The 22981-nt window shown below is 69.7% G+C and carries 27 protein-coding genes; 15 read left to right on the top strand and 12 right to left on the bottom strand.

Going from position 1 to position 22981, the window contains the following annotated elements:
• Positions 1 to 12: 12 nt before the first annotated feature.
• Positions 13 to 429 carry a hypothetical protein gene (locus AB0I28_RS32485; protein ID WP_357499532.1) on the top strand — a complete coding sequence of 139 codons (417 nt, stop codon included), beginning with the start codon at positions 13 to 15 and terminating at the stop codon, positions 427 to 429.
• 61 nt (positions 430 to 490) lie between these two features.
• Here the strand turns inward: AB0I28_RS32485 and AB0I28_RS32480 are convergent, their stop codons facing one another.
• The 4 genes from AB0I28_RS32480 to AB0I28_RS32465 form a co-directional block, all read right to left on the bottom strand.
• On the bottom strand, positions 491 to 1684 hold the full coding sequence (locus AB0I28_RS32480; RefSeq protein ID WP_357499531.1) for a DUF5677 domain-containing protein: 1194 nt from the start codon (positions 1682 to 1684) through the stop codon (positions 491 to 493).
• Between the two features lie 209 nt (positions 1685 to 1893).
• Positions 1894 to 2088: a hypothetical protein gene (locus AB0I28_RS32475; RefSeq protein WP_357499530.1), complete on the bottom strand. Its 195-nt coding sequence runs from the start codon at positions 2086 to 2088 to the stop codon at positions 1894 to 1896.
• Positions 2089 to 2210: 122 nt separating this feature from the next.
• Positions 2211 to 2726, bottom strand: a complete 516-nt coding sequence (locus AB0I28_RS32470; RefSeq protein ID WP_357499529.1) for a DUF4262 domain-containing protein — start codon at positions 2724 to 2726, stop codon at positions 2211 to 2213.
• Positions 2723 to 2944, bottom strand: a complete 222-nt coding sequence (locus AB0I28_RS32465) for a hypothetical protein (RefSeq protein WP_357499528.1) — start codon at positions 2942 to 2944, stop codon at positions 2723 to 2725. The genes AB0I28_RS32470 and AB0I28_RS32465 overlap by 4 nt, the downstream gene beginning before the upstream one ends.
• Before the next feature lie 126 nt (positions 2945 to 3070).
• On the opposite strand from AB0I28_RS32465, the gene AB0I28_RS32460 reads away from it, so the two are divergent.
• A complete protein-coding gene (locus AB0I28_RS32460) occupies positions 3071 to 3976 on the top strand; it encodes a hypothetical protein (RefSeq protein WP_357499527.1) in 906 nt (301 codons plus the stop codon).
• Between the two features lie 120 nt (positions 3977 to 4096).
• Here AB0I28_RS32460 and AB0I28_RS32455 read toward each other — a convergent pair whose 3' ends face one another.
• The 4 genes from AB0I28_RS32455 to AB0I28_RS32440 all read right to left on the bottom strand — a co-directional run bounded on the left by AB0I28_RS32455 (position 4097) and on the right by AB0I28_RS32440 (position 8199).
• Positions 4097 to 4819 carry a hypothetical protein gene (locus tag AB0I28_RS32455; protein ID WP_357499526.1) on the bottom strand — a complete coding sequence of 241 codons (723 nt, stop codon included), beginning with the start codon at positions 4817 to 4819 and terminating at the stop codon, positions 4097 to 4099.
• Between the two features lie 264 nt (positions 4820 to 5083).
• Complete coding sequence (locus tag AB0I28_RS32450) at positions 5084 to 6880, bottom strand: RNB domain-containing ribonuclease (RefSeq protein ID WP_357499525.1); 1797 nt, start codon at positions 6878 to 6880, stop codon at positions 5084 to 5086.
• Positions 6881 to 6988: 108 nt separating this feature from the next.
• Positions 6989 to 7639 (bottom strand): hypothetical protein, encoded by a 651-nt coding sequence (locus tag AB0I28_RS32445; protein ID WP_357499524.1) that lies wholly within the window; start codon positions 7637 to 7639, stop codon positions 6989 to 6991.
• A gap of 5 nt (positions 7640 to 7644) precedes the next feature.
• On the bottom strand, positions 7645 to 8199 hold the full coding sequence (locus AB0I28_RS32440) for a hypothetical protein (RefSeq protein WP_357499523.1): 555 nt from the start codon (positions 8197 to 8199) through the stop codon (positions 7645 to 7647).
• A 127-nt stretch (positions 8200 to 8326) separates the two neighbouring features.
• Here AB0I28_RS32440 and AB0I28_RS32435 point away from each other — a divergent pair, with 127 nt between their 5' ends.
• From AB0I28_RS32435 to AB0I28_RS32395, 9 genes are all read left to right on the top strand, one after another.
• Positions 8327 to 8704, top strand: coding sequence for a hypothetical protein (locus AB0I28_RS32435; RefSeq protein WP_357499522.1), 378 nt, complete (start codon positions 8327 to 8329; stop codon positions 8702 to 8704).
• 751 nt (positions 8705 to 9455) lie between these two features.
• Positions 9456 to 10211, top strand: a complete 756-nt coding sequence (locus tag AB0I28_RS32430; RefSeq protein ID WP_357499521.1) for a hypothetical protein — start codon at positions 9456 to 9458, stop codon at positions 10209 to 10211.
• Positions 10212 to 10829: a hypothetical protein gene (locus AB0I28_RS32425; RefSeq protein ID WP_357499520.1), complete on the top strand. Its 618-nt coding sequence runs from the start codon at positions 10212 to 10214 to the stop codon at positions 10827 to 10829.
• Positions 10826 to 11470, top strand: coding sequence for a hypothetical protein (locus tag AB0I28_RS32420; protein WP_357499519.1), 645 nt, complete (start codon positions 10826 to 10828; stop codon positions 11468 to 11470). The genes AB0I28_RS32425 and AB0I28_RS32420 overlap by 4 nt, the downstream gene beginning before the upstream one ends.
• A gap of 12 nt (positions 11471 to 11482) precedes the next feature.
• The gene (locus AB0I28_RS32415; RefSeq protein ID WP_357499518.1) at positions 11483 to 11611 is read left to right on the top strand and encodes a hypothetical protein; all 129 of its coding nucleotides are present in this window, start codon (positions 11483 to 11485) and stop codon (positions 11609 to 11611) included.
• A complete protein-coding gene (locus tag AB0I28_RS32410) occupies positions 11608 to 12024 on the top strand; it encodes a DUF4326 domain-containing protein (protein ID WP_357499517.1) in 417 nt (138 codons plus the stop codon). The genes AB0I28_RS32415 and AB0I28_RS32410 overlap by 4 nt, the downstream gene beginning before the upstream one ends.
• Complete coding sequence (locus tag AB0I28_RS32405) at positions 12021 to 12800, top strand: hypothetical protein (RefSeq protein WP_357499516.1); 780 nt, start codon at positions 12021 to 12023, stop codon at positions 12798 to 12800. The genes AB0I28_RS32410 and AB0I28_RS32405 overlap by 4 nt, the downstream gene beginning before the upstream one ends.
• An 84-nt stretch (positions 12801 to 12884) precedes the next feature.
• The gene (locus AB0I28_RS32400; protein ID WP_357499515.1) at positions 12885 to 13964 is read left to right on the top strand and encodes a tyrosine-type recombinase/integrase; all 1080 of its coding nucleotides are present in this window, start codon (positions 12885 to 12887) and stop codon (positions 13962 to 13964) included.
• Positions 13965 to 14819: 855 nt separating this feature from the next.
• Positions 14820 to 15362, top strand: a complete 543-nt coding sequence (locus AB0I28_RS32395; protein WP_357499514.1) for a hypothetical protein — start codon at positions 14820 to 14822, stop codon at positions 15360 to 15362.
• Positions 15363 to 15548: 186 nt separating this feature from the next.
• On the opposite strand, the gene AB0I28_RS32390 is transcribed toward AB0I28_RS32395, so the two are convergent.
• Both AB0I28_RS32390 and AB0I28_RS32385 read right to left on the bottom strand, forming a co-directional pair.
• Entirely contained in the window at positions 15549 to 16517 is a 969-nt protein-coding gene (locus AB0I28_RS32390) for a hypothetical protein (protein WP_357499513.1), read from the bottom strand.
• Between the two features lie 10 nt (positions 16518 to 16527).
• Positions 16528 to 17091, bottom strand: coding sequence for a hypothetical protein (locus AB0I28_RS32385; RefSeq protein ID WP_357499512.1), 564 nt, complete (start codon positions 17089 to 17091; stop codon positions 16528 to 16530).
• A gap of 594 nt (positions 17092 to 17685) precedes the next feature.
• Here AB0I28_RS32385 and AB0I28_RS32380 point away from each other — a divergent pair.
• Both AB0I28_RS32380 and AB0I28_RS32375 read left to right on the top strand, forming a co-directional pair.
• Positions 17686 to 18534: a Scr1 family TA system antitoxin-like transcriptional regulator gene (locus tag AB0I28_RS32380; RefSeq protein WP_357499511.1), complete on the top strand. Its 849-nt coding sequence runs from the start codon at positions 17686 to 17688 to the stop codon at positions 18532 to 18534.
• Positions 18527 to 18730: a DUF397 domain-containing protein gene (locus AB0I28_RS32375; protein WP_357499510.1), complete on the top strand. Its 204-nt coding sequence runs from the start codon at positions 18527 to 18529 to the stop codon at positions 18728 to 18730. Before AB0I28_RS32380 ends, AB0I28_RS32375 begins: the two co-directional genes overlap by 8 nt.
• A 269-nt stretch (positions 18731 to 18999) precedes the next feature.
• Here the strand turns inward: AB0I28_RS32375 and AB0I28_RS32370 are convergent, their stop codons facing one another.
• Positions 19000 to 19896, bottom strand: coding sequence for a hypothetical protein (locus tag AB0I28_RS32370; protein WP_357499509.1), 897 nt, complete (start codon positions 19894 to 19896; stop codon positions 19000 to 19002).
• A 787-nt stretch (positions 19897 to 20683) separates the two neighbouring features.
• Positions 20684 to 21031 (bottom strand): hypothetical protein, encoded by a 348-nt coding sequence (locus tag AB0I28_RS32365; RefSeq protein ID WP_357499508.1) that lies wholly within the window; start codon positions 21029 to 21031, stop codon positions 20684 to 20686.
• Positions 21032 to 21139: 108 nt separating this feature from the next.
• Between AB0I28_RS32365 and AB0I28_RS32360 the strand changes: the two genes are divergently transcribed.
• Together AB0I28_RS32360 and AB0I28_RS32355 are read left to right on the top strand one after the other, a co-directional pair.
• Positions 21140 to 22132 carry a pentapeptide repeat-containing protein gene (locus AB0I28_RS32360; RefSeq protein WP_357499507.1) on the top strand — a complete coding sequence of 331 codons (993 nt, stop codon included), beginning with the start codon at positions 21140 to 21142 and terminating at the stop codon, positions 22130 to 22132.
• Complete coding sequence (locus AB0I28_RS32355) at positions 22129 to 22890, top strand: hypothetical protein (protein ID WP_357499506.1); 762 nt, start codon at positions 22129 to 22131, stop codon at positions 22888 to 22890. The genes AB0I28_RS32360 and AB0I28_RS32355 overlap by 4 nt, the downstream gene beginning before the upstream one ends.
• Positions 22891 to 22981: the final 91 nt, after the last annotated feature.

Here is a 22981-nt window from a genome sequence, read left to right as displayed (position 1 = left end):
TGGACAGCTCGGATGTCTGACCAGCAAGGAGACTCCATGCTCAACCGCTTCAACGCCACCGGCTGGATGGCCAGCTACAAGGTCAACGGGTTCACCGAGTACCGCGACGTCCACCTCAACGCAGAGGGATACCCCTCCCACGTCTTCGACGGGAACCGGCGCGTCAGCCCCAACGACCCCGAGGGGTTCGAGGAGATCCACCCCTGCCACCGCTTCGTGCAGGTGCTTCCCGCCGAACCCGGCTGGCGGTTCAAGTACACCCACAAGAACATGGACGAGGAGGTCACCATCCCCATCCTCGCCTGGGCCGTCGACGCCAGCGGAGACATGCACCCGATCCCGTTCCCGCAGAGCAACGGCTACGCCAGCCCCAGCTTCCGTGCCGATCTCAGCTACTCCGTGATCCCCCCGGATGGTTACGAGCAGTAGGGAACACCCTGGCGGGCGGTCCCGGCACGGGACCGCCCGATTCACGATATCCAGGTGGGGGTCAGCGGCCGCCGGTGTCTACCGCAGTGACGGTCTCCGTGCTCACCGGCGGGGGCTCCGAGGCGGTCGGCTCCTCATCGGCGGGATGGTGACGGCGGATCGGGGGGCCACCGTCGCGCCACGTGAGGTAGCGAGCCCAGGCGCGTCCCCGCCAGCCCGGCAGGAGGTATCGCTCGAAGTCGCGGTCGGCTCGCTGTTCGGCCAGATCCTCGGTGGCCTCGAAGGCGGCCGCCGTTGCCTCCAGAAGTGTCTGGGTTCCCACCAGCCAGGACGCCTTGTTGCTGCGCATCCCGCCGTCGTCGGCGCGGAGCGGGCTGTGCAGAACACGGGACTCGGTGCACCAGCCCAAGGACCATAGGCTCCAGGTGGCCGGCTGGATGAGGCCGAACGATGTCCCTGCCGGAGCCATGAGCGGTCCCTCTGGCGACTCGACCTCCGACAGGAACAAGGTGAGGGCGTCGGAGTGAATGAGGTGGCTGGCGTGCCGGTAATGGATCCGGATGTGATCGGTGCGCACCAACTGCTGCAAGTGCTCGAACTTGATGGTCTTCCCCATGCCCGGCAGTCCATGCGCCCACCCATAGGTCTGCCCGAACTTCTCCCCCCACCGGTCCTTGAACCCGCGGACCTGCTCCCGGACCGCCTCAACCTGGTCGGCCGGCAACTCACTGAGCTCGGGGTCGGGGTACTCCTGCTGCAGCTCGATGTCCTTGGCCAGCCTCGCCAGCCGGTGCGCCAAGAAACGCTCGGCCAGGTCCGAACCCGGCTCACGGCCGTACTCCCCGATGATGTGGGCCATGACGGCGTGCTCAAACACCGTCCGCGCTCGTGCCTGCGCGTCATCGACGTAGCCACCGGCCAGTGAGTGCTCGACACCTTCGACGCAACGGGCCGCGTGCCCCCACAACAACAGCAACGCAGTGGACACCTCGTCGAGCGGGCCGTCCTGCGCCAGCTCGCGGCCGTGCTCTCGTACAAGGTCGGCCATCGCCAACCTGGTCAAGGTGAACATCCGCAGCGCGGGCTTCCACATACGCCGGTGCCGCCGCAGTCGGCGCGCTTCCCTCCGCTCGTGGCGGCGCGCCAGCGTCCTGCGATTCGCCAAGAGCCGCCGAACGTAGTCGGCGGCGTCGGCCAGCACCTCTTCATCGGTGAACGGATCCTCGACGAACCGTTCCTCTTCCCGCGCCGCCACCACGACGATCCCCTACCGCTGCAATGTGGACATACCTCGCAGGACGATAGGTCACAGGACGCCCTGAGCGCGCCTGGGTTTCAGCAGCCGTAGTCCGGGTGCTCGCGCCATCCGCGCCACAAACGCTCGGCTCAGGTGCCCAACGTGGACAAGAACTCTGCGCCGAGCTGGACAAAAACTCTGCGCCCCACACACTCGTGGTGTGGGGACTATACGGGCGCGGCTGTGGGTGTCGTGGCCGGGGCGTCGCCGACGGTTCGGGTGATCTCGGCGATGGCCTGGGCAGCGGTGGCGACGTCGTCGACGGCGACGGCGAAGTTGCCGGGGAAGTCACCGTCGTTGTCGTTGCCAGTGAGGACCAGGAAGGCCACGGCGTTGCCGAGGTCGGCCAGTGCTCGGAGCATGGCGTGGCCGGGGTGGGCGGTCCCGGTGCATTCCCCCGGCGGCCGCGGTCGGACGGCTGATGTGCGAGGTCTTGCTGAACCGGGCGGCCTGCGCGGCACGCCCGGTTCGTTGCGGTGTCCTGTTACCCCATGGGGTTCTGGCTCAGGTAGGGCGGTTGGGCATCGGTGAGCAGCGGCTGGGCTTCGTTGAGGGTGTAGCGGTCTTCGCCGGGGAAGCGGTGGTCGGCGTCGGGGTAGACGACCTGGAAGACGCCGGTGGTGGAGTGCGGGAGCAGGGCCTTGGCGATGCTGATCGGGTAGTCGTTGCTGGCCTTCGCTGACAGCTGACCGGCGATGCCGATCTGGTAGCCGCGCAGGACGCCGTCGAGGCGGTCACCGGGACGCAGGATGGTCCCGGCGATGACCCGGCGTCCGAGGTCGTTGAGGATGGCGTGCGCGGTCTGGGGCGGCAGGGACAGCACCATCAGCTCGGGATGGTCGTGGGCGCCGAGCCCGGCGGTGTAGGCGAAAGGGAGGGTGTCGGAGTCGCCGCCGACAGCCTGCACGGTCAGGCCGTGGTCGAGGAGCTTTCGCCGGGCGTCGGCCAGGAACGCGTCGTACTGCTCCTGGTGCTGCCAGGCCCCGGATCGGTCAGTCACGCCAGCGCCTCCGCTTCGTTGTCAGCCAGGTGGCGGACGAGGCTGGGGCGGATGTTTCGGGTCTCTCCATCATGGTCTAGGCGGGCCTCGATGCGGTTGGTGAACACCGCCGTGACGACGCCGGTCAAGGGCCCGGCCAGGGAGTCGAAGACGATCGGGTCCTTCACAGCGAAGCCATGGCCGAGTGTGGTTCCCTCGGTGGTGGGGGGCGGGGTCATCGGTCTCCTTCAAGACGTGGGCGAGTGGGTGATCCCTCGGCCTCAAGCTCATGATAACCTATTATCATGAGCTTGAGGCCGAGGGGTCGAAGCTTATGAAGTAGCCGCCTACCTGGAAGGACGCCCATGTCGCTGCAGACGCGGTACCCCACCTTCGACCCGGCCTGGAAAAAGCACTCCACCGGCGGCTGGTACACCATCCCCTGCCCGGTGTGCGGCACACCCGACGCCGTCACCTGGAACGCCCGGTCCCTTCCCGGTCCCGCCGGGCGAGTGCCTGTCTGCCGGGAGTGCCTACCCGCCCAGCGCGACACCTGGAGCGAACGGGTCGCCGTCGCCGTCGATCAGGGCCCCCGGATGTGGAATGCCGACGCCGCCGCGTGGCATGCCAACCCCGGTGCGAAGGTCGCGCCCGTCGCGTTCGCGCTCGCCGATGGGGTCGGGGACGACCCCGAGCCGCAGTGGATTGCGCAGCTGGCCGTGCTTCGCGTCGCTGTGGCGGCCTGCCATGAGGGGTCGGTCGCCGCCATCGAGGACGCCCGCCGGGCCCGAGACGAGTACTACGAGACGGTGGGTGCGCCCTTGTCCCAGCGCGGGGACACGGTTCTGGCCGTGGTGACACCGCTGGAGCGGGGCTACCAGGCTGCGTGGTGCGGCGACGTGCGCGTGTGGGCCTACACCGACGGTGACCTGAACCAGTACACCATCGACCACACCGCCGAAACCGAACTCCTCGAGGCCGGTGAGTCGCCCGAGATGGCCGCCCAGTACCGCAACCGGGTCCATCGGTGCCTGTCCATCGGGGACGTCGAGTCGGTTTTCCTGGGGCCGGATTCCGATCTGATCCTGCTGACCTCCGACGGTGTCCACGATGCGCTGACCTGGGCACAGATGCGGCAGTGCATGGCCGAGGAACTGTCCAAGGGCACCGGCGCCGCCGCTCTTCGCGGCGCCGTGCAGAGCCTCGTGCGTGCGGCGCGCGCCGCCGGTGGCCGTGACAACGCCACAGCGATGCTCATCCGCACGTCCTGATCACGTCGCCGGGCGGCTGCAAGCACCTCTCGGTGCTTGCAGCCGCCCGGCGTAGCCATCTGTGCCGCGGCTAGGATATGGCCGTGCTGGTCCAGCGCCTGAGGCACCGTGCGCCGCTGATCACCAGGGGCGTCCTTGCGGGGGCTCCCAGATTCCCACCACCGTCCGCCGCGCGCCGGCGTCGAGCATCGCCTGCGAGCGGTGTCGACCGTTGGTGTACCCACCCACGTCGTAATGCGGCTGGACCGGATCGGTGAATAGCGAACTCGCCCACCGCCGGGTCGTCGCATCAAGATCTGGCTGCGCGTCCAGGTGTCGGTATGCGGTGCGGCGAACCTCCTGGATACCGTCCTCAGGGGCATGAATCGCCTGGGCGTGCCGGAGTGCGGCAACGGCGGCTGCGGCCGCACGTCTCCAGTCGCCCAGGTGGTATGAGCAGCACTCGGGCCGGACGCGGCGTGGAACGACCTGGCGGCCGACCCGCCGCCACCACGGTGTCGGCGCGGGCATGCACGGCGGGTCACCCTCGTGGTCGGCGCGCGGGAGCCCGACCACCGTGACAACCCGGAACACCAAGCGTCCCTCCGGGGGGTACACCCAGGGCACCATGCCTTCCCCGCGGCCTGGATCGATCGGGCCGCCGACGAGTTCAGCGAGCTCGTCGGTGCTGAGATGCGGTCCCCACCGTGGTCGGCCGACCTTGTACCTGTCGGCAGTCTCGAAGCCGTAGACCTGGATGCCGAGGTCGGGTTCGAGCTGGTTGGCGACGAAGATGGGAGGCTCGGGTTTATCCGGGCAGTGCTGCTCCCACACCGCCTCGATGAAGCGCTCGGCGGCGTTCATGAGGCTGCGGCCTTCGCTGCTGGTCTGTGTGACCACGGCGACCGGCCGAAGGTCGTTGCCGGTGAAGAGCTGGAGCCGGCACGACCCTGTGGTGATGCGGAACATCGCCTCGTCCAGCACACGCACCCGCGTTCCGGTGTGCTCTCGTAACCACTCAGTGGCGCGTTCACCCATAGTGGACACCGTAACCGGTAAGGATCCGCCGGACGGTCGCTCATTCAGGCTGCACCCCGGACAACCCTGCGGTGGCGAGCGCCGCGGCGGTCACGCCTTGATCCGCTTCCGGAGATCGGCGGCGGCGGTGGTCTTGGCGGCCTGCTTCGCCCCTGCCGTGCCGGTGCCCGACATGGGCAGCCCGGACCCGGCCAGCACCGCCGAGGCGGTGCACGTGAAGACCGGCTCGTGTGGTGTGCCGTCCCGCTCGTAGTCGAAGGTCAGCCCGCTGATCACGCCGAGCTGTGCGTACTCGTTCACCGCCATCACCGGGTGCCGGTCGGCGGGGACCTGCCGGGCGCGCGCGGCGGGGGAGGGCGGCTCGGGGAGCTCCACGTCGTCCCGGGAGCGGTCGGCGATCCCCGCGAGGGCGCAGACCAGGGTGAGGGCGGCGTGTGAGCGGGCGTCCTTCTTGGACGCCGCGGTCCGGCCCGGCGACTCGTGGCCCAGGCTGCCCAGCCGCAGCGCGACCCGCGCGGTGAAGCGCGGCTGCTGCGTGGTGCCGGTGGCCTCCACCGTCCACGCGACGTGCTCATCGGAGATGGGACCGCCCATGACGTCCTGGGCGTAGACGCTCAGGCCGGTGACGGCTCGCGATGGCTCCTCGGCGAGCCAGTCGCCGAGCCGTTCCTTCAGCAGCCGCCACGCATCGCCTTCGGCGTCGAACAGGACGTGGCAGATGGTGCGCGGTGCCAGGACATCGTCGGCGAGGCGGCGCACGAGTTCCTCGGCGAGGCCTTCGCGAGGGACGTCTTCGGTGACAGCGAGCTTGACGACGCGGTGGAAGGTGTCGGAGTCGACCTGCGCCAGGGGCGCGGTGTCCAGGACCCGGCGGGTCTGCCGGCGCGCCTGGTCGCGGTGACGGTCGCTGGTGGCCTGGCGGCGCTGGCGGATGGTGGCGTTGATGCCTTCGGCCATTTCCGTCAGCTGGTCCAGCGAGTAGGGCGGGGGAGCGCCGTCGGCGGCGGCGAACAGCATGCGCTGCGTGACCAGGTCCGGGTAGCGGCGCAGCGGCGAGGTTGCGTGCGTGTAGGCCGGGAGGTTCAGGGCGTAGTGGCCGGTGACGGTCGGCGCGTAGGTCGCCGGGCGCATCAGCATCGCCAGCCGCTTCTCCACTAGGACCCGGTTGCCCGTCTCCGCAGCGAAGGACGAGAGGTCCTCCAACAGCTCGTCGCGCGAGGGCGCCACCGCCGAGGCGCGGTGGTTGCGGAACAGGATCGGCACGTCGTGCTCGGCCACCCACAGCGCCACCGCCTCGTTGGCGGCGATCATGAGTTCCTGCACGATCATGTACCCGGCGTTGCGCAGGGCCCCGCCGAGCCGGACCAGGTTGCCCTCCTCGGTGGTGGCGAAGCCCTGGAGCAGGTCGTAGAAGGCCAGGGCGCCCGCCGCGCGCCGCCGCGACAGCAGGACGCGGGACAGCTCGTGGGCGTGGGTCAGCATCGTGTGCAGCGGGTCGTCCGGGTCGCGCAGCGCGGCGGCGGCCTGCGGGTAGGTGCGCGCGGCGCCCTCCGACAGCACGCCCCGGGCGACATCGGAGGCGACCGCCTCGCCGTCGGCGTCGAAGGCGACCGTCACCCGCAGCGTGGGCTGCGCGACGCCCTCGCGCAGGGTCGCCCGCGCCTCGCCCGCGCCGATCATCGGGACGTGCCCGCCCTCGGGCAGGTAGCGGGTGGTAATCATCCGCCGCGCCCCGGCGTCCACGGCCCCGCCGAGGGGGACCACGGCCGCGACGTCGGCGATGTGGACGGTGAGCGACCAGCCCGCGCCGTCCCGGGCGACCCACACGGCGTCGTCCCGGTCGGCCGTCTCCGGCCCGTCGATCATCACCCCGCGCGTCACCTGCACATCATCTCCTGTGTGAGCGCCGGGCCACCCAGTGGTCTCCCTCCGGTACACCACGTGGATGGCGAGCGTAAGTAAGAGCTCAGCAGGCGCTCGCCGTCCGCGGCGGGTTCAACCGGTCGCGCTGCTGATCAGCGCGTGGGTCATGTCGGCGGTGACGAAGTGGTGTCTGGCCAGGTAGGCGGCCACGGTGGACACCTTCGCCCAGTTGGTGTCGAGAAGCTCAACGGCCTGGTCGCGGCCGGTGAGCGCGGGGAGACTGTGTTCGGTCACGCTCTCGCGGATCTCGGTGTGGTCGTGAACGGCGCCGGCGGTGGCGTCGAGGGCATCGGCGACATCGGTAAGTCCCTGCTCGGCCAGCCATCGTTGTGCGGCCAAGCCTCCTGCCCACAGCATCGCCAGGTAGCCCGTCGCCTCCCACCGTCCGGGCGCCCACCGGCAGGTCCCACCGGAGCGGGGCGGGTCGATCCTGATCCACTCCAGGTCCATCGCTCCTGCCAGGCCGACAAGAGCGTGGCCGGCTTCGTGGACGGCGGCGATCATGCCGACGGCGGAGTCGGACAGATCGGCGTGGAGGCGGGTGATGGAGCGTTCGCGCGGGATGTTCTGCCAGATCCGGGCGGCACAGGGGCGGCATTCATCCTCGATGGCACGGGCTTCGAGGGTCGAGAACGGCCACATGTTCGTGCGTACCGCCTCGTCGATGTGCTCATCGCACACCAGCTGGGCGAACCGCACGATCGGAACCCCGTGGCCGGCCATGGCCGTCACCGGGAGCCGGCGCCAAAGCGATCCGACGCCCAGCCGCGAACACGGGTTCGCGCCGGGGCGGGAAGGCCCTCCAAGACCGCGGTCATGACGTCCTGGCGGTCCTGCGCGGACGCCTGGACGATCGCGCGCATCGCGTCCACCTCGGGGTCGCCGCCACCGTGGTGGCGGGCTAGGACGTCACGCACCCCAGCGGTGGCGCGATCGTCGCCAGCGAAGCGCCGGACACTCGTCGGGCTGAGACCGCTGTGCTCGGCGAGCTCGTCGAGGGTGTGTCGACCTGGGCTGGGAGCGGGCCCCCGGGAGTAGGCGATGAGCATGTGCATCTGGTCTTTGGCCTCGGCGATCACTTCACGCCTGTCGGCCAGGGCGACCAGGACCGGTTCGGTTCCGGCGACGTCGAGCCCGGCGGCACGCATCTCCGTCTCGGCGTCCTTCCTCCGCTGACGTGCCTGCGCGAGCAGGACGGCTGCCCGCTCGGGGTCGGGGAAGCCCTCGACGTCGGGGTCGGGGTGCAACAGCGTGACCACGTCACGCAGAACCTCTTCATCCATGCCCGCCAGAATAGCAGAATCCACCAAAATGGCGGAAGGTTAGAGCGCGCTTGTCTAGATACACAATCTGTGTAACACTGGTGTGATGCACAGATTGTGTAACACTGGCGTCATGTCTCACCCTCCTGTGCGTCAACTGCCCGCGACCGAGGTGCAGCGCAATCTCGGTTACTTGCTGTCCCGCGTTCACGCGGGCGCCCGGATTATGGTGCGCCGGTACGGCGCGCCCGTTGCCGTCATCGAACGCATCCAGGAAACCGAGATCGACGAAACCGTCGGTGCCGACCTGAACACGGACCTGCACCTCGCCCAGGTCGCTCCGCCGGGAACGACCCTGGTGACGGCGACGGACCTGCGCGACAACTGGCCGGCCAGGCTCACCTCGGTGGTCAAGGAGCGCGCCGTCCTGGCCATTAGCCAGAACGGGCGGCCCCCGCAGGTGCTCATGCGCCCCTGGGACGACGAGCAACCAGACGACGAACACCCCGATCCCTTGCAGTCCTGATCAACAGGAAGGACCCCATGACCACCCCCGAGGCGAACGCCACAGTCTCCTCGGGCCGCTCGTCAACGGCGACCCCGCCGACTGGTAGCACCTCCTCAACCACATCGGGCAGGAGAAGAGCTGGAAGACGAAGGCGCTGACCGACGAAGGCGAGAAGCCCGTCTTCGCGCGGGGCCTCATCTGGATCGAGTTCCTCGGCCGCCTCGACCCCCGCACCATCAACCTCACCGGCCTGCGCCACGAAGTCGCTCGCCTGGACGATCGGTGACAACTCCAGGTGCGCCGGATGCGGCGAATGGATCTGGCTGAGAGAGGCCGACCCCGACCTTCACCGACCCACCTGGCACGTCAGCGGCACCCGTGACCCCTGGTGCCACCGGCAGGAGCCGTTCCACGCTCGCCACCCACGGCACGCGCACGCCCGGCTGATCGACACCGACCACGAGCCGTACTCAGCCAGGACCTGACCACGAGGGACGGGCGGGCCCCGATGGGCCGCCCGTCCCTCGTGGCAGAGGCCCCCAGTCGAGCAGGTTAAGACCGTGACACGGCTCTCCCTCTCCCTTCTCCATGACTGGTGATAATGCGTTATCATGGTCTTGGTGTTGAGGTCGCTCCCCACCACCTGGGCCGACGCTGATCACGCCGGTAAGCCGTAAGCACAGGGCTGTGCCCGTCCTTCGGATACGTCCACGGGAAGGGGCGGGGTTCGAGTCCCCGAGCGGCGCGAGAACGACTTGAGAGGACGCCCATGAACACCGCACTCCGTGCCGCGCTCGCCGCCGCTGAGCCCTTTCGTCCCACAGGCAGCAACGAGGACTGGTGGAGGGTCCAGGCCGCGCTCGCCTCGGTCTTCGGACGGGGCCTTGCCCACCGCTTCACGCTCACCCCCGACGACGAGCGACGGCCCGACACGTGGACCTGCCAGCTCGACATCGACGGCGAAGCCCTCACCCTCACCTGGTACAGCGACGACCCCGACATCGACAACCTGTACCTCGACCGGGCATGCGCCGCCTGCGGAGTCACGCTCACCTGGGACCTCACCGGATACGGCATCGACCTCATGACTGCCTTCGACGGCCGGTGGGACCCCGCCAACCCCGACCATCCCGAGCACCGATGCGGTGCGCAGTACCCGCCAGTCACCCTCACCGACGGCGAGCGTGACCTCATCGCACTCCTCAAGGCACATGAACAGGCTCCCGTCGACCGAGACCTCCGCCTGGCCCAAGACGCCGCCCGAAACCGCCTCGGGGACGACCTCGCCGACCGCATCGCCTGGCAGCCCGCCACCGACCGTCCGGACCTGCCCGATGGGATCCGGTACACCGGACGCCTCGTTCACGGTGGCTCCGCCTTCGACTTCGCCACCACCGGCCACGGCTCCCTGCGGATGCTTCGGGCGTGCGCGTGTGGGACACCCACATGGTGGTACCTCGACAGCCCCAGCGCCCTCGCCGAGATCCTGACCGGCGCCCCCTGCCACCACCAGCGGCAACCGTAGATGAGCGGCGCCGCCCCGCCGCCGACGAGGGTTTCCGCCCCCAGCGGCCGCCGCGCACGCCGAGCCGTCGTCGGCGCCCACCTCGACGTCGTCTTCGAGCCCTACACCCCCGGCCACCCCGGCTGGGGGCCCGACGCCGGATGGTGGCACCTGCGCCAGTACATCCCCGGTGACCGACAGAGCCTTCGCTCACTGCTTCCGGGCTGCATCTGCGGGGGAGTAGCCACCGTCCACCGCAGCCCGCGCCGCTGCCGGGGATGGCACCGCCGCCGCGTTGAACGCTACGTCTACGACGTCGCCCTCGGCGCCGAGCACTGGCACACCGGCCTGCCGCTGACCCCCACCGTCCACCAGGGACTCCCCGCCCCTCTCACGGGTCTGCGGCTGGCGCTGCAGGTTACCGGTGACCGTTCCCAGCCCATCACCGTCCACGGCGGCGCCTACCACCACCCCCGGTACGACATCCCGCACGCGCTCACCCGCCACCTGAAAGCCGCCGAGAACGCGGGATGGATCACCCAGGTCAAGAGCCGCATCTCCTACAAGCACGCCGAACTGCGCCGTACCTCCTCAGGCGACCTCGTCTTGTCCACCTTCCCCTACTCGGAGACCACATGACCATCCTGCAGGCGAGCGCCGACCAGGGCGCCGCGCAGCTCCTAGACGCGCTGCGCGGCGCCCTCCTTGCCCAGCTGCGCGCCGGACAGTCCCTGACCGACCTGGCGGATGCGATGCCGGGAGACACCGTCACCTTCATCCGCATGGCCTGGCGCATCGCAGAGGACATGACCGACGCCGACGACCCCACCGGCCGCGACCGCACCCTCCTCAACCGGCAACTGCGCTGCGAACACGGCAACCATCTGACCGGCGATTGCCTGAATTGCCACCCGGACTCCGAGTCCTACACGCCCCTCAACCGGCCCCGCCCGCCGGCGCCCGCGCCGCCCATCCCGCCCGGCACCACCGCCGCGGTGGCGGACCTGTGGCCGGGCCGCACCGCGACCTGCTACACCACCCCCGCCCGCCGTTGCCAGCTCCGTGTCGAGATGCCGTGCTGCGACAAGCGCGCCAGCATCCCGTTCAACCTCGAGCGCGATCCCGTCGCGGTCATCACCTGCGCCCACACGGGCCATGACATCACCTACACCGTCGATGACCTCACTGAGGACATCGACGGAGGCCACTACGCCCACCTGACCGTCACCGACGTCCCGCACACCCGCACCCGCCGCGCACCGACCCGCCGAACGGCGTAGAAGGAGACCACCGTGAACCCCGCCAACCTCAGCAGCGACGACGTCGCCTGGGCCGTCCGCCGTGCCACCGCCATCGCGTCCGCCGACGAGCTCGGCAGCAAGCGCGTCGGCGTGCTTGTGACCTCCTGGAGTGCCCGGTGACCACCACTCTGATCGGACCCGTCCTTCCTTCGCCCCCGACGATCCTGCTGCCGCAGCGGATCCGGCGCCAACGAGTGAAGGGCTGGAAGCTCCCCGCCAACGCCGTCATCGTCTGCCGCCCCTCCCGATACGGGAACCCTTTCAAGATCGCTATGGCCGCCGAGTGGGGACTGGTTGGCACCCCCGAACAGATCCGTGCCCACGTCGTGGTGATGTTCGAGGAGTGGCTCGACGGCGCCCCGCACTGGACCTCCCTCGACGGCGAGCGCTACCGCCAGCGTCTCCTGAACAGCCTGCCCCTGCTGACCGGACGCGACCTCGCCTGCACCTGCCCGCTGCCCGAACCCGGCCAGGTCGATTACTGCCACGCCGTCCCGCTCATCCGCCGCGCGAACCTCGGAGCCCCTCGATGACGATCACCACCGCCAGCACTCCGGACACTGACGCTCCCGCCAGCCCCTACACCCGCCTCGCCGTTTCCCTGACCGTCCACAACTTCCTCGTCCGCGCCTACCACGAGGGACACCCTTGGCCCGACCCGTACGAGCCGCGCACCACCGAACGGGTCAAGGTCGCGATCGACGCCTTCATCGCGCGCCTGTCCGCCCCCCACACCGGTGATGAGGCCGCCCCCTGCCCGGCCGTGGCCGACCCGCGGCACACCAACCTCCTCCACGCGATGCTCCTGGGGACCCTGCAAGACCTGCCCACCAAGGATTCGGCCAGGCTGGGATATCCAGAAAACCAGGCGGGCATCGCCGAGGCGACGGTGAAGCTCGCCCACGACCTCGCCGCCCTAGCTGCACCGGTTGCAGTTGACCTCGAGGAGCTCCACGAACACAGCCTCAGCGCTCGCCGCGCCTCCCGCTGGGCATTGGGGGCCGTCATCGGCAGCGGTCTGCTCACCGCGGTGTTCGTGGCCGCGCTGGTCAACACCAGCCCGAAGGGCTTCGCCGCGGTGATCGCGTGGGCCGGGCTGGCGGCCACTACCATCGCGACGGCGATGAGCGGGGCCGCCCTGGCCCTCCCGTGCGACCCGGCCGACACCGATCCGGCAGGACGCGCCAGCGTTATCGGCCTCGCCCGGGCCAAGGCCAGCCTGCTGCACCTGGCCTGGACGACTCTGGCCGCAGGGGGAACGACCGTCCTGGCGCTCGCCCTGGCCGCCGAGATCATCAACCGGCGGTAGCCCGGCGGGCGGGCCCGCAAAGTGCTCGAGCGGACCCGCCCGCCACTACCGTTGTCCACGGACACCAACAGCGGGACGGGACCCATGAGCCAGATCCAGCGCTACGAGTACAGCGGCGAGCTGGCGCGCGCCGACACCTACGACGTCAGCCTGGACTGGCCGGCCGACGCCCGGGACCTCCGCGACTGGCTCGCCGGGCACTACCCCGACCCGGGCGACCCCCTGCCCCTCCTGGGCGGAGCGTGGTGCGCCTCCTACATCGAATCGGCCAGCTCCCGCCGAGCGGCCGCGACCCGGCTGCGCCGCTGGGTGAAGTTCCTCCTGGACCGCGGCCTCCATCCGCTGCGCGCGGCCTTCCCGCACGCCGAGGCATTCGCGGGATTCCTGCGCCAGGAAACCGCACCCCGGACCGGGAAACCGCTGGCGCCCTCGACCCGCCGAGGCGTCTTGACCACCGTCACCGCGTTCTACGTCTACGCCGCCTCCCGGACCCACGGGAAGGCGTACAACCCGTTCAACGGGGTCCAGCTCCCCAAGCTCCCCAGGACCGAACGGCGCGCACGCGCCACCCCCGCCCTGCCGCAGGACGACCGCGACCGGCTCATGACCGTGGCCGCGGGCAACCCGCGCTCCAACACCTTGGTGCTCCTGCTCTACATCACCGGCGGCCGCATCAGCGAGGTCTGCAACCTCGACGCCGACGACCTGTTCAAACACGGCGGCCGGTGGGTGCTCAAGACCCGCCGCAAAGGGCACAGCGACCACGTCCTGGTTCCCGTGCCCGACCCGGTCGCCGTGGTCACCCGGGCCTACCTCGCCGGGCGGACCAGCGGACCGCTGCTGCTGAGCGAGAACGGGCTGCGCTGGGACCAGACTGGTGTCCGCCGGCACCTGAAGGTCCTCGCCAAGCGCGCCGGCATCACCGGCAACCTCCGGCCGCACACCTTCCGCGCCAGCCACATCACCGACCGGCTCGCCGCCGGTGAGGACCCTGTCAACGTCCAGCACGACGTCGGGCACGCCAGCGTCGAGACGACCCTGGCCTACGACCGGCGCCCTCGTGAACTCGCCCGGCACGCGGAGTCCCTCGACCGGCTCTCGGCTGGCCTGCCCGGCCTGCCCGCCGCAACACAAGAGGCCGGTCAGAACACCGAGATGCGCTGACCGGCCTGTAGGTCTGCCGGGCGGATGGCTACTGGGTTGCCACCCACGCATCGTGGGCCATGCGAAGGGCGAGTGCGAACCGCTCGTCCTCGTTGCGGTACACCTCCGGCTCCAGGTGCCGGCACGGGCCGAGCATGCCTTCCACGTCCTCAGTGCCTGTTCCATATCCGGTCGGGGCCCGCCAGTGGCGCATCCCGGCCGCTGGGGCGTGGTGAGGGCTGTCTCGCCCGTGGCAGGAGGTGGGCATGCTGATCCGAAAGGCCGATGCCACGTAGGCGTCCAAAGGGGCTGCGCGCGGAGCGTTGGCGGCCCAGACGAGGGATTCCGGTTCGTCGGATCCGTGGCGTGTCGGCAGCGACGCGCGTAGCGATCCGAAGGCTGGAAGAAGAACGCCTGTGGCTTGGCGCTGTGGCCGCCGCCCTCGCTTGTACTGGCACCGCCGTTCAGAGCTTGCGGATATTGGCGTCGGCGATTCATGGGGAACTGAGAACCTGTGCGGGACCTGGCTTCTGATGGCGTGCTGCTTGGCGGGTGTCGAGGAATTCAGGTGCGTGCGAGGCGTCGGGTCATGAGGGTGATGGCGGCCCACGCGCGACTGGCGCTTCGAGTTGCAATAGTGACGCGGACGTGATCAAGGGTTCGTGTGCGGGGCGCTACTCTTCTGGTTCGGTCGTCCTGCGCGTGAGAACAGTGCCTGGCCCCCCGCGAACGCGACCGATGCCCACTGCCCGAACACCCGCCCAGCAAGGAGCCCACTCCATGACGATGCCCGCTGCCCCGAACTCCCCGAACGAGGCGTCAAGCGCCTCGCCCGTTCCGCCCTCCACGGCCGACACCCCAACCGTGGAGCCCGCCATGGCAGACCACACTGCATACGCCGCCCCCGTCCCCGCGGACCGGACCACACAGGACCCCGCCACCTCTCCGGCGGCCCCCGCCGTGGAGCAGGCCCCGCCCGTTCCCGCCGGCCCGTCCACCGTGGGGATTGCACAGGCTGACCCTGCCGCGCCGGCCTTCGGTCCACCCCAGCCAGCGCCGAAGAAGAGCAAGGCCGTACCGATCCTTTCGCTGGTCACCGGCCTGCTGCTCGTCGCCGCGATCGTCCTTACCGTGGTCTTGGCCAGCACCGCCGGGAAGCTCACGGACACCAGGGACGCCTTGGTCGCCTCCGAACAGACAACTGAGGACCTCACCGGCAAGAACACCTCGCTCAACGGGGAACTCGAGGACACCCAGGAAGAGCTCGACGACGCCACAGAGGCCAACGAGGCCCTCGCGGCGTGCATCGACGAGGTCGAGAAGTTCTTCGAAGCCGTCGCCAAGCAGAGCAACTCCGCCCTGGAGAAAGCCATCAAGGGCATGGACAAGACGTGCGACGAGGCCGACGACTACCGCTAGAGCGTTGCATCGCCGGCCGGGCCGCGGGGTAGAGCCATGTGCAGACCACGCTGTTTTCTCTCCCGACCGGCGACCATGAGCCAAGCGCTTCGACGATGTCGTCGGCGCGGTCGGCCCTGCATGCTCGCTACCCGGACGGGAACGGGCCCACCACGTGTTCGTGGTGGGCCCGCTGGCGTGCAGGCGCTACCTGAGGGAAGAGGCCTTCTCTCGGATGGTGTTCCACTCCCCGGCCACTAGGCCGATGGTCTCGGCGTGCTGGGTCTGGAACGCGGCGAGCTCGTCGGTGATCAGGGTGAGGGCGGCGTCTTGGACGGGCTGGCGGCAGACGGCGTCCTGAGCGGAGGCGGTCGCCTCCAGCCGTGAGGCCGTTTCCCACTGCGGAGTGTCGACCATCGTGGCCCACTCCCCGGCCGGGACGGCGTTGTAGGCGGCGGTGACCTGCCCGAGAACGGCGGCCAGCGGCTCCCCGGACTCATCACCGACCCCGGAGACGGTGGCGTTGAAACCCCCGCCTTCCATGCAGCTGCGGTACTCGCCGTAGGCCTTCTGGAGGCCGGGGTCCTGGCGGGCGGTCTCCAGCATGTCCATCAAGGCGGTGTTGACCTCGTCGAAGTGGGCCGGGCGCTCCCACTGGGCGCGCACATCCGGCTCGACCGTCGTGGTGTCGGGGTCATCGCCTCCGGCCTGGCCGCATTCGGCCGTGATCGTCTTGCCCCAGCGGATCTTCTCTTTCTCTGGCAGCGCTTCGTAGGCGGGGTCGTAGACCGGAGGGTTTTGGGCCTCGATGGCCTTACCGGCGCCGATCCCGAACTCGGCGATCGGCGAGAACGCGGTGTCGCTGGCGATGAAGCTGCGGGTGGGGCCGGTCCGCTGGAACGGGATCGGCTGGTAGTCGAAGTCGTAGCGCGCCATGCACGCCGCGATCGCCTGCTGCTGGAGGGTGTGGGCGGTGAACTCGCCGGCCTCCCGGTCGTCGGAGTCGCCGTGCACCGTGTCCAGCAGCGCGAAGAAGTCGCCGCGGGTCTGGGTGAGCTGGTCGGTGTCGCCGCTGCCGGCGGCATCGGCGGGGCTGCCGCACCCCGACAACGCGAAGGCGCCCATCGCCGCCACGCCCACCGTTGCCAGGACCTGCTTGAGTCTCGTCATGGTCATTGCCGTCCCCCTAGGAGTAGCAGTCGTCTTGGTTGCCGCCGGAGTTCTCCGTCGGCCCGTACCCGCCCCACTCGACCAGCCAGGTGCGAGCGCAGGTGGAGGGCACCACGTCCTCGACATTGCCGACGACGGTCATGTCGGAGTAGGGCGCCGGGGCGTTGGTGCACAGGCTCGCTGCGGCCATCGTGTGGTCGTCGGCGCCCACACACGTCGCCAGCTTCTGGCTGCCGATCAGGCTGCGCGCCGAGCCGGAGTCGTTGCGGGTCGGTGTGGTGATCCCGTAGCGGTAGTCGCAGGTGCGCGCGATCGCCGCGTCGTGATGCTTGGTGAGCCCGCCTTGCAGGGCCTTCCAGTCGAAGACCGAGTCGGCGCAGGTCCCGGCGCTCCAGGTGCCGTGTGGGTTGACTATGAGGCTGTAGGTTTCGCTGACAGTCCAGGTCTGCTGCCCGCTGGCCGGGCCGTGTGACTCGGTGCGGGTGCCGTTGGTGACGCTGGCCAGCGCCTGCGTTGGTACCAGTACTGCCAGGAGAGTCAGCACGGCCATGGCCAGGCTCGTCATAGCTCGCCGGCGCATCGCCCTCCCCTTCCTGCTCACAGGTTCTAACATCGTGCGCTCCTTTCGGTGACGGTCTTCTCCCTCATTCGCCGAGCGGTCCCGGCCCGAAGGTGAAGGCGATGACGATGGTGTCTGCGCGCTTACGCGCCCCGGCCGCCATCGGTTCTCCTCGTTGTCGGGGCGGCCGCACAGCCAGGCGGTGCGGCCGGCGATCCCGGCGGCCGCGGCCGTCATCGTCGTTGCGACGACGGCCGCAGCCGGGCCCTGTCCCGCTCGGTCGGGAAACGCGAGACCGCCGACGACGACACCGGCCAGCCCCGCCCATGTGATCGCCACGGCCCACTGTGCGATCACTGGTTCACCCCGCTCTCGGGACAATGGAGGGTCGATCCCGTGGTCGCCGCCCGGGTGCGCGTCCCCGGCCGTTGCGGGAGGCGAAGCGGGACGCGGATGCGGCGGAGCGAACACGGGACAACCCTCCGGCCTGGACCAACGCCGAAACGCGCTGGTAACCCGACGCTAAGCCCGGTAATGGCTTGATCACCAGAGGTGACGCGCGTTCCGTGAAACCTCGTCCGTGACGGAACGGGCGTCCACGGAATACTCCGTAGGATGGCCAACCCTTCTGGCATCGAGGATGCCTCCGAAGCGCCGACTCTGGCGCGCCGAGCACTCGGGGTCGCGTTGCGCGCCGACAGGCTGTCGGCCGGCCTGTCCACCGCGGCGGCCGCGCGAGCGGCCAAGGTGCAACCCAACACGATCTGGCGTATCGAGCAGTCCAAGATGGGCACTCGCGGACCGACCGTCACGTCGATGTGTGAGGCCTACGGCGTGAGCAGCGAGCGGCGCGAGTTCCTCCTCCACCTCCTTGAGAGATCGGGTGAGCGCGGGCTGTGGGAGGACTACTCGGCCGTGGCGCCGGAGTGGCGGCTGTTCTACGAAGCCGAGCGGGCCTCGACCAGCTACGACGACTGGTGTCCGATGCTCATGCCCGGCCTGGCCCAGACGCAGGCGTACCTCGCCCAGCTCCAGGAACTCAACCCCCCGGCCAGCCCCGAGGAGGCCCAGGTGATCCGGGACGGGCGACCCAAACGCCAAGTCGAGGTCCTGCGCACGCCGAAGGGCCACAGGCGCTTCCGGTTCCTCATCGGCGGCGCGGCCTTCCAGTACCTGCGGCACTGGCCGGAGGCCGAAGCCGAACAGGCGGATCGTTTGGAGGAGCTCGCACAGCGCCCGGACGTGCAGATCCGTATCGCCCACCGCCCTCACGGATGCATGCACGCGGCGTTCACGGTGATCACCATGGGGGCACCCGGGGCGCTCAACCCGCCGCTGGTGACGCTGGAAGGCCTAGACGCCGTCCGCTACATCGAACAGCCGGACCTAGTCTTTCTGTACCAGTCCACGTTCGACGACGCGTGGGCCGGCGCGACCCCATATGAGGAGTACGACGGTGGATAGAAGGATCGGGACCTGGCGCAAGAGCTCCAAGAGCGGCAACGCCCAGGGCAACTGCGTGCTGCTGCGGGCCACCGGATCTGGAGGGGTGCAGATCGGTGACAGCAAACTCGGGGCGGACACACCGACGCTCGGTGTGGACGTCAACGAGCACGGGGGGTTCATCACACTGGTCAAGTCCGGCCAGTTCGATCACTGAAAACCTGTTCCACAGCCGATGGCCGGGGCGACGCCCCGGCCATCGGCTTGCCGAAGGTCGACCTAACGGACGTCGGCGTAGGAACGGCTCTGGCGCCGGTCGGGGGCGCTGGGAGGCGCGTGCGGCCGCCGGGATGTGATGAGGCGTGGACAGGGCGCGTGCGGCCCGGCGACAGGGATGAGTGACTACATCACGTCGGCTCGGCGACGGGGCGCACTCCGGCCGGCGGGTTGTCGTAGTAGCCGACGAAGCGCAGCTCGCATGGCTGGTTATCGGCGCACGATGAACACTCGGTCGGTGCCGAGGATGGGTGCGTCTTCGCAGCCGGGTGGGACGGCGAGGTAGGGGCCGCGCCAGACACGCCGGGTGCCGGTGGCGGGGTGGACGGTGACGCGGTGGGGGCGGACGAACCAGCGGTGGTGGTAGACACGGTTGGCGTCGCCCGGGGCCGGTTCGGCGTCGGGGTCGCGCAGGCGCTTGCGCAAGGTGACGTAGCGGGTGGTGCGGGTGGGGTCGCCGCCAGCGGCGGCGATGCGGCGATGGCTCGCTTTCGGGGCGGTGAGGTCCTCGATGTCGTGGAGGCGGCTTCGCGAGTCGGCGGGTTGGCGGATGAGCAGCCATGTGGCGACCAGTCCGCGCAGGAGCTCATACGACATGGGGTCGTCGTCCTCGGTGGACTCCCAGGGCCGTTCCTTCCCGTCGGCGATCATCCGGGTCTCCCACATCATGTGCAGGTCGGGGAAGCGTCGAACGCCGGTGGCGTTGCGCAGGCTGCGGATCTCGATTTTTGCCGCGCGGCGCGGTTGGCTGTCGAGGTGGGCGTAGATCTGGACCTGGATGTGGTTGCCGGCGGCGGCCCACGCCACGGCGTTGGGCTGGAACGGGATGTCCGGGTCGAGTGTCGTGACCGGGCGGGACCACATGAGCAGCCCGCAAGGGGAGGGCAGGTCGTCGTCGGCGTCGACGGCGTAGGTGTCCAGGCCCGCCCCGATCTGGCGCGCGAGATCGGTCAGCTCGTCGTTGACGTAGTAGAGCTCGGCCTCGCCGGCGGCCGCACGGGCCCGCCTGACGACGGCCTCGGCCTGCTCGGGCAGCAGCTCACCTATGTAGCCGGTGACGGTTTGGGCATCGAGGCCACCGAGCCAGCCGACGAGCTCGGCGCGCATCTGAGGCAGCTGACGGGGAATAGGCACGGCCACGCCCTCATCGTCCCCTCAGGACCGCCAGCAGCGCAACCGGTCGACGCCCGCGAAGCCGCCCGGGCAAGCAAGTGGGCCGTCCTGCCACGAGGGGACGAGACAGGACGGCCCAGGTCTCCAGAGGCCACACACCCCGAGACGCTTCTGCGACGGCGGTGCCGCACCCCGCCGTCCCCTTCCGCCACCGAAGCGGTGGAAGATCTCCGACGCTACGCCCGGCCACGCGACGGCAACAGGGCCGTTCACCCGATAGGGGGAGGGATCACTGGCGCCTCCCTCCCGTCCGGAGGCCGCATCCTTCTCGGCGCACGCGTTCTCGCCGGCAGCCGTCCGCCTGCCATTCCAAGGAAGCGCGGGAGGGTTGGGCCGCTCCGCGATTTCGGTGCCGTCCCCCCGACGGCAAGCGGAGCGGCCCAGCTGGGCCCTCACCCCGGGAGCCCGTGGCCTGCGTGATGCGCCGGTCCTGAGCACCCCTCAGGCCCAGGACCCGCGCGTCGCCTGCACCTGGTGCAACGACACGACACGCCCGGCGGTAACGGGTGCCGGTGGTGAGGAGTCGCCGAGTCCGGTCAGATGCTGGCGAGTCGGTAGCGGTTCGCCTGCTCGGGTGATGGTGGTCTTGGTGTCCTTCGTGGACGGTTACGGGATGAATTCTGGGGGAAGCCCGGCGTCGCGGCCGCGCCGGTCGTGGTGGTGGCTGCTGTTCGGGTTGCTGGCGGTGCCGATCGCGGTCACCTTCGGCGCGTACTGGCTGCTAGCGGCCCAGGGTGTGAGCTTCGAGGCGTTGCGCACTGCGGCCACCGTCGGGCTCGGCGCCGGCGGACTGGTCACGCTCGGGGCGCTCCTTCACCGCCAGCGCCTGGCTCAGCAGAGCCACGTCCTGGCCCAGGCCGAACACCAGCGACAACTGGATGCCCAGGCCCACCAGATCGCCGACGCCGAACGCCGCTTCGAACAAGCCGAACGCGACGCCGCCGCGACGCAGGCCGACGCGATCCAAAAACGCGCGCAGGAGCTGTTCCTCAAGGCCGTCGAGCATCTGGGCCACGCACAGGCGGCGGTGCGGGTCGGTGCCCTGCACGCCTTGGACGACCTCGGCCAAGAGCACCCCACGCGCCGGCATGCGGTCATGGACGTGTGGTGCTCCTACCTGCGCATGCCACCACCAGAGGCACCTGGCAGCAGTCCATCCTCCGCGATGGAACCCAACGTGGACGGCGAGAGTCAGGACAGGCCGCGTGCGGTGTGGCCAGCGGAGGAACTGCACGTCCGCGCCACCGCCCAGCGCCTGCTCGCCGACCACCTCCGCGACCCGCGCCCCAAAGACAACCGTGACGACACCACCCCCGAGCCCGTCAACGCGTTCTGGGGCGCCATGGACATCGACCTCACCGGCGCCCACCTCCACAACCTCGATTTCCGCGGCTGCCACATCCTCACCGCTAGGTTCGATGGGGCGACGTTCACCGGGCCCGCCGTGTTCGACAGGGCGAGGTTCACCGGGGCCGCCGTGTTCGGCGGGGTGAGGTTCTCTGCGATCGCCGGGTTCGCCAAGGCGACGTTCAACAGGGACGCAGGATTTGGCGAGGCGGTGTTCTCCGGGACTGCTGTGTTCGATGAGGCGGTGTTCTCCAGGCGTGCTGTGTTCGATGAGGCAAGGTTCCGCGGGGATGCTGGGTTTGGGCGGGCGAGATTCTCCGAGCACGACGCCGGATTCATTCGCACGGAGTTCGCCGGCTACGCAGGATTCGGTGGGGTGGTGTTTGCCGGGACAGCTTGGTTTGTCGATGCGAAGTTCGCCGGGTACGCCGGGTTTGGCGAAGCGAGCTTCGCCGGGGACGCCGGCTTCAGTGGGGCGAAGTTCGCCGCGACTGCCAGGTTCAAATGGGCGGTGTTCTCCGGGCCCGCAGTGTTCGTCAAGGCAACGTTCTCTGGCACCGTCGCATTCGATGGGGCGCAGTTCTTCGGGCCTGCCAGGCTCATCAGGACAGAGTTCTCCACGATCGCTCGGGTAGACCCTGCCGTGCGGCTTCGCTTGGTGTTTGCTCACTTCACACCGGAAGGGTGGCGGGCTGCTCCTGTCGATGGTGAGCCTGGCCGGGTGCTGGAATGGGACCCGGTGTTCCTCGCGGCGGCGGCGCCGCTCGCGCCTCGCGACGGTGACCACGATGCCGAACCCCCGACAGTCTCGGAGAGGTCATGATGGCCAAGTTGAAGGCCCGCAAGCCCAAGCGCCCTGAGCGTCCTGCCCCGCCGATTCGAGCCCACGAGCTGGTCCGGGGTGTTCGTCTGGCCCCTGGATGGCGCCTGCGCCTGGCCGGCGTCGGCGAGCTCGACCGGGCTGCTGAACTGCTGGCTCTGGCGCACCTTCGTCTCGACGCTGACGTCGCCGCCACTATCCGGGCCGGTGCCCACGCCGAGGTGCTCCTGGCCGGGCTGCGCGATGGCAAACAGGCGCTGCTCTATCCCATCGCCGAAGCTGCGGCCGCTGGCGACCCGAACCTCGCGATCGTCAAGATGGCCGCGCTGCTCGTCGCCGTTGACCGCGATGATCAGATCGGCGGTATCGTCATGACGGTGCCGCCGGGCACTGTGTTCGCCGAGCTTTACTCCAAGGGGTTCTTGCCCTCCCACGCCCTGCTCGGCCTTACCTTGGCCACCAAAATTCAAGGTCTGGCCGTCGACCCGGCCGCTCGCGGCTCAGGCCTGGGCGCACGAATGCTCGCTCAGGCGTGGCGGCTGCACCATCAGCTCGGCGCGATGGTCGTCTATGGCCAGTTCCCGATTCGCTCAGGACTGGCCGCCTACTACGCCGCCACGCCTTTCGAAGTCCTGCCCGAGAGGTACGGGATCATGCTGGAGCCGATCCTCGGCCGCCAAGCCGGCATCGCGCCCAGCGCCGGGGAGCAGATCTTCGCCCGCTGGAGCCAATCAGCCTTCCGCGCCATCGACCACGTCTGACGACCAGGTCGCCCGCCTTGTTGCTCCAGAGCAGCCCGAACCTCCTCGCGTGCAGTCCGGGCCGGGTACTTCTGTCGTACCCGTTGTGCAA

Origin of the sequence: Phytomonospora sp. NPDC050363, assembly GCF_040655735.1 — a bacterium.
Classification (GTDB): Bacteria; Actinomycetota; Actinomycetes; order Mycobacteriales; family Micromonosporaceae; genus Phytomonospora.
The sequence above is the reverse complement of the archived record's forward strand: the minus strand, read 5'-3'. Positions and strand labels throughout refer to the sequence as shown.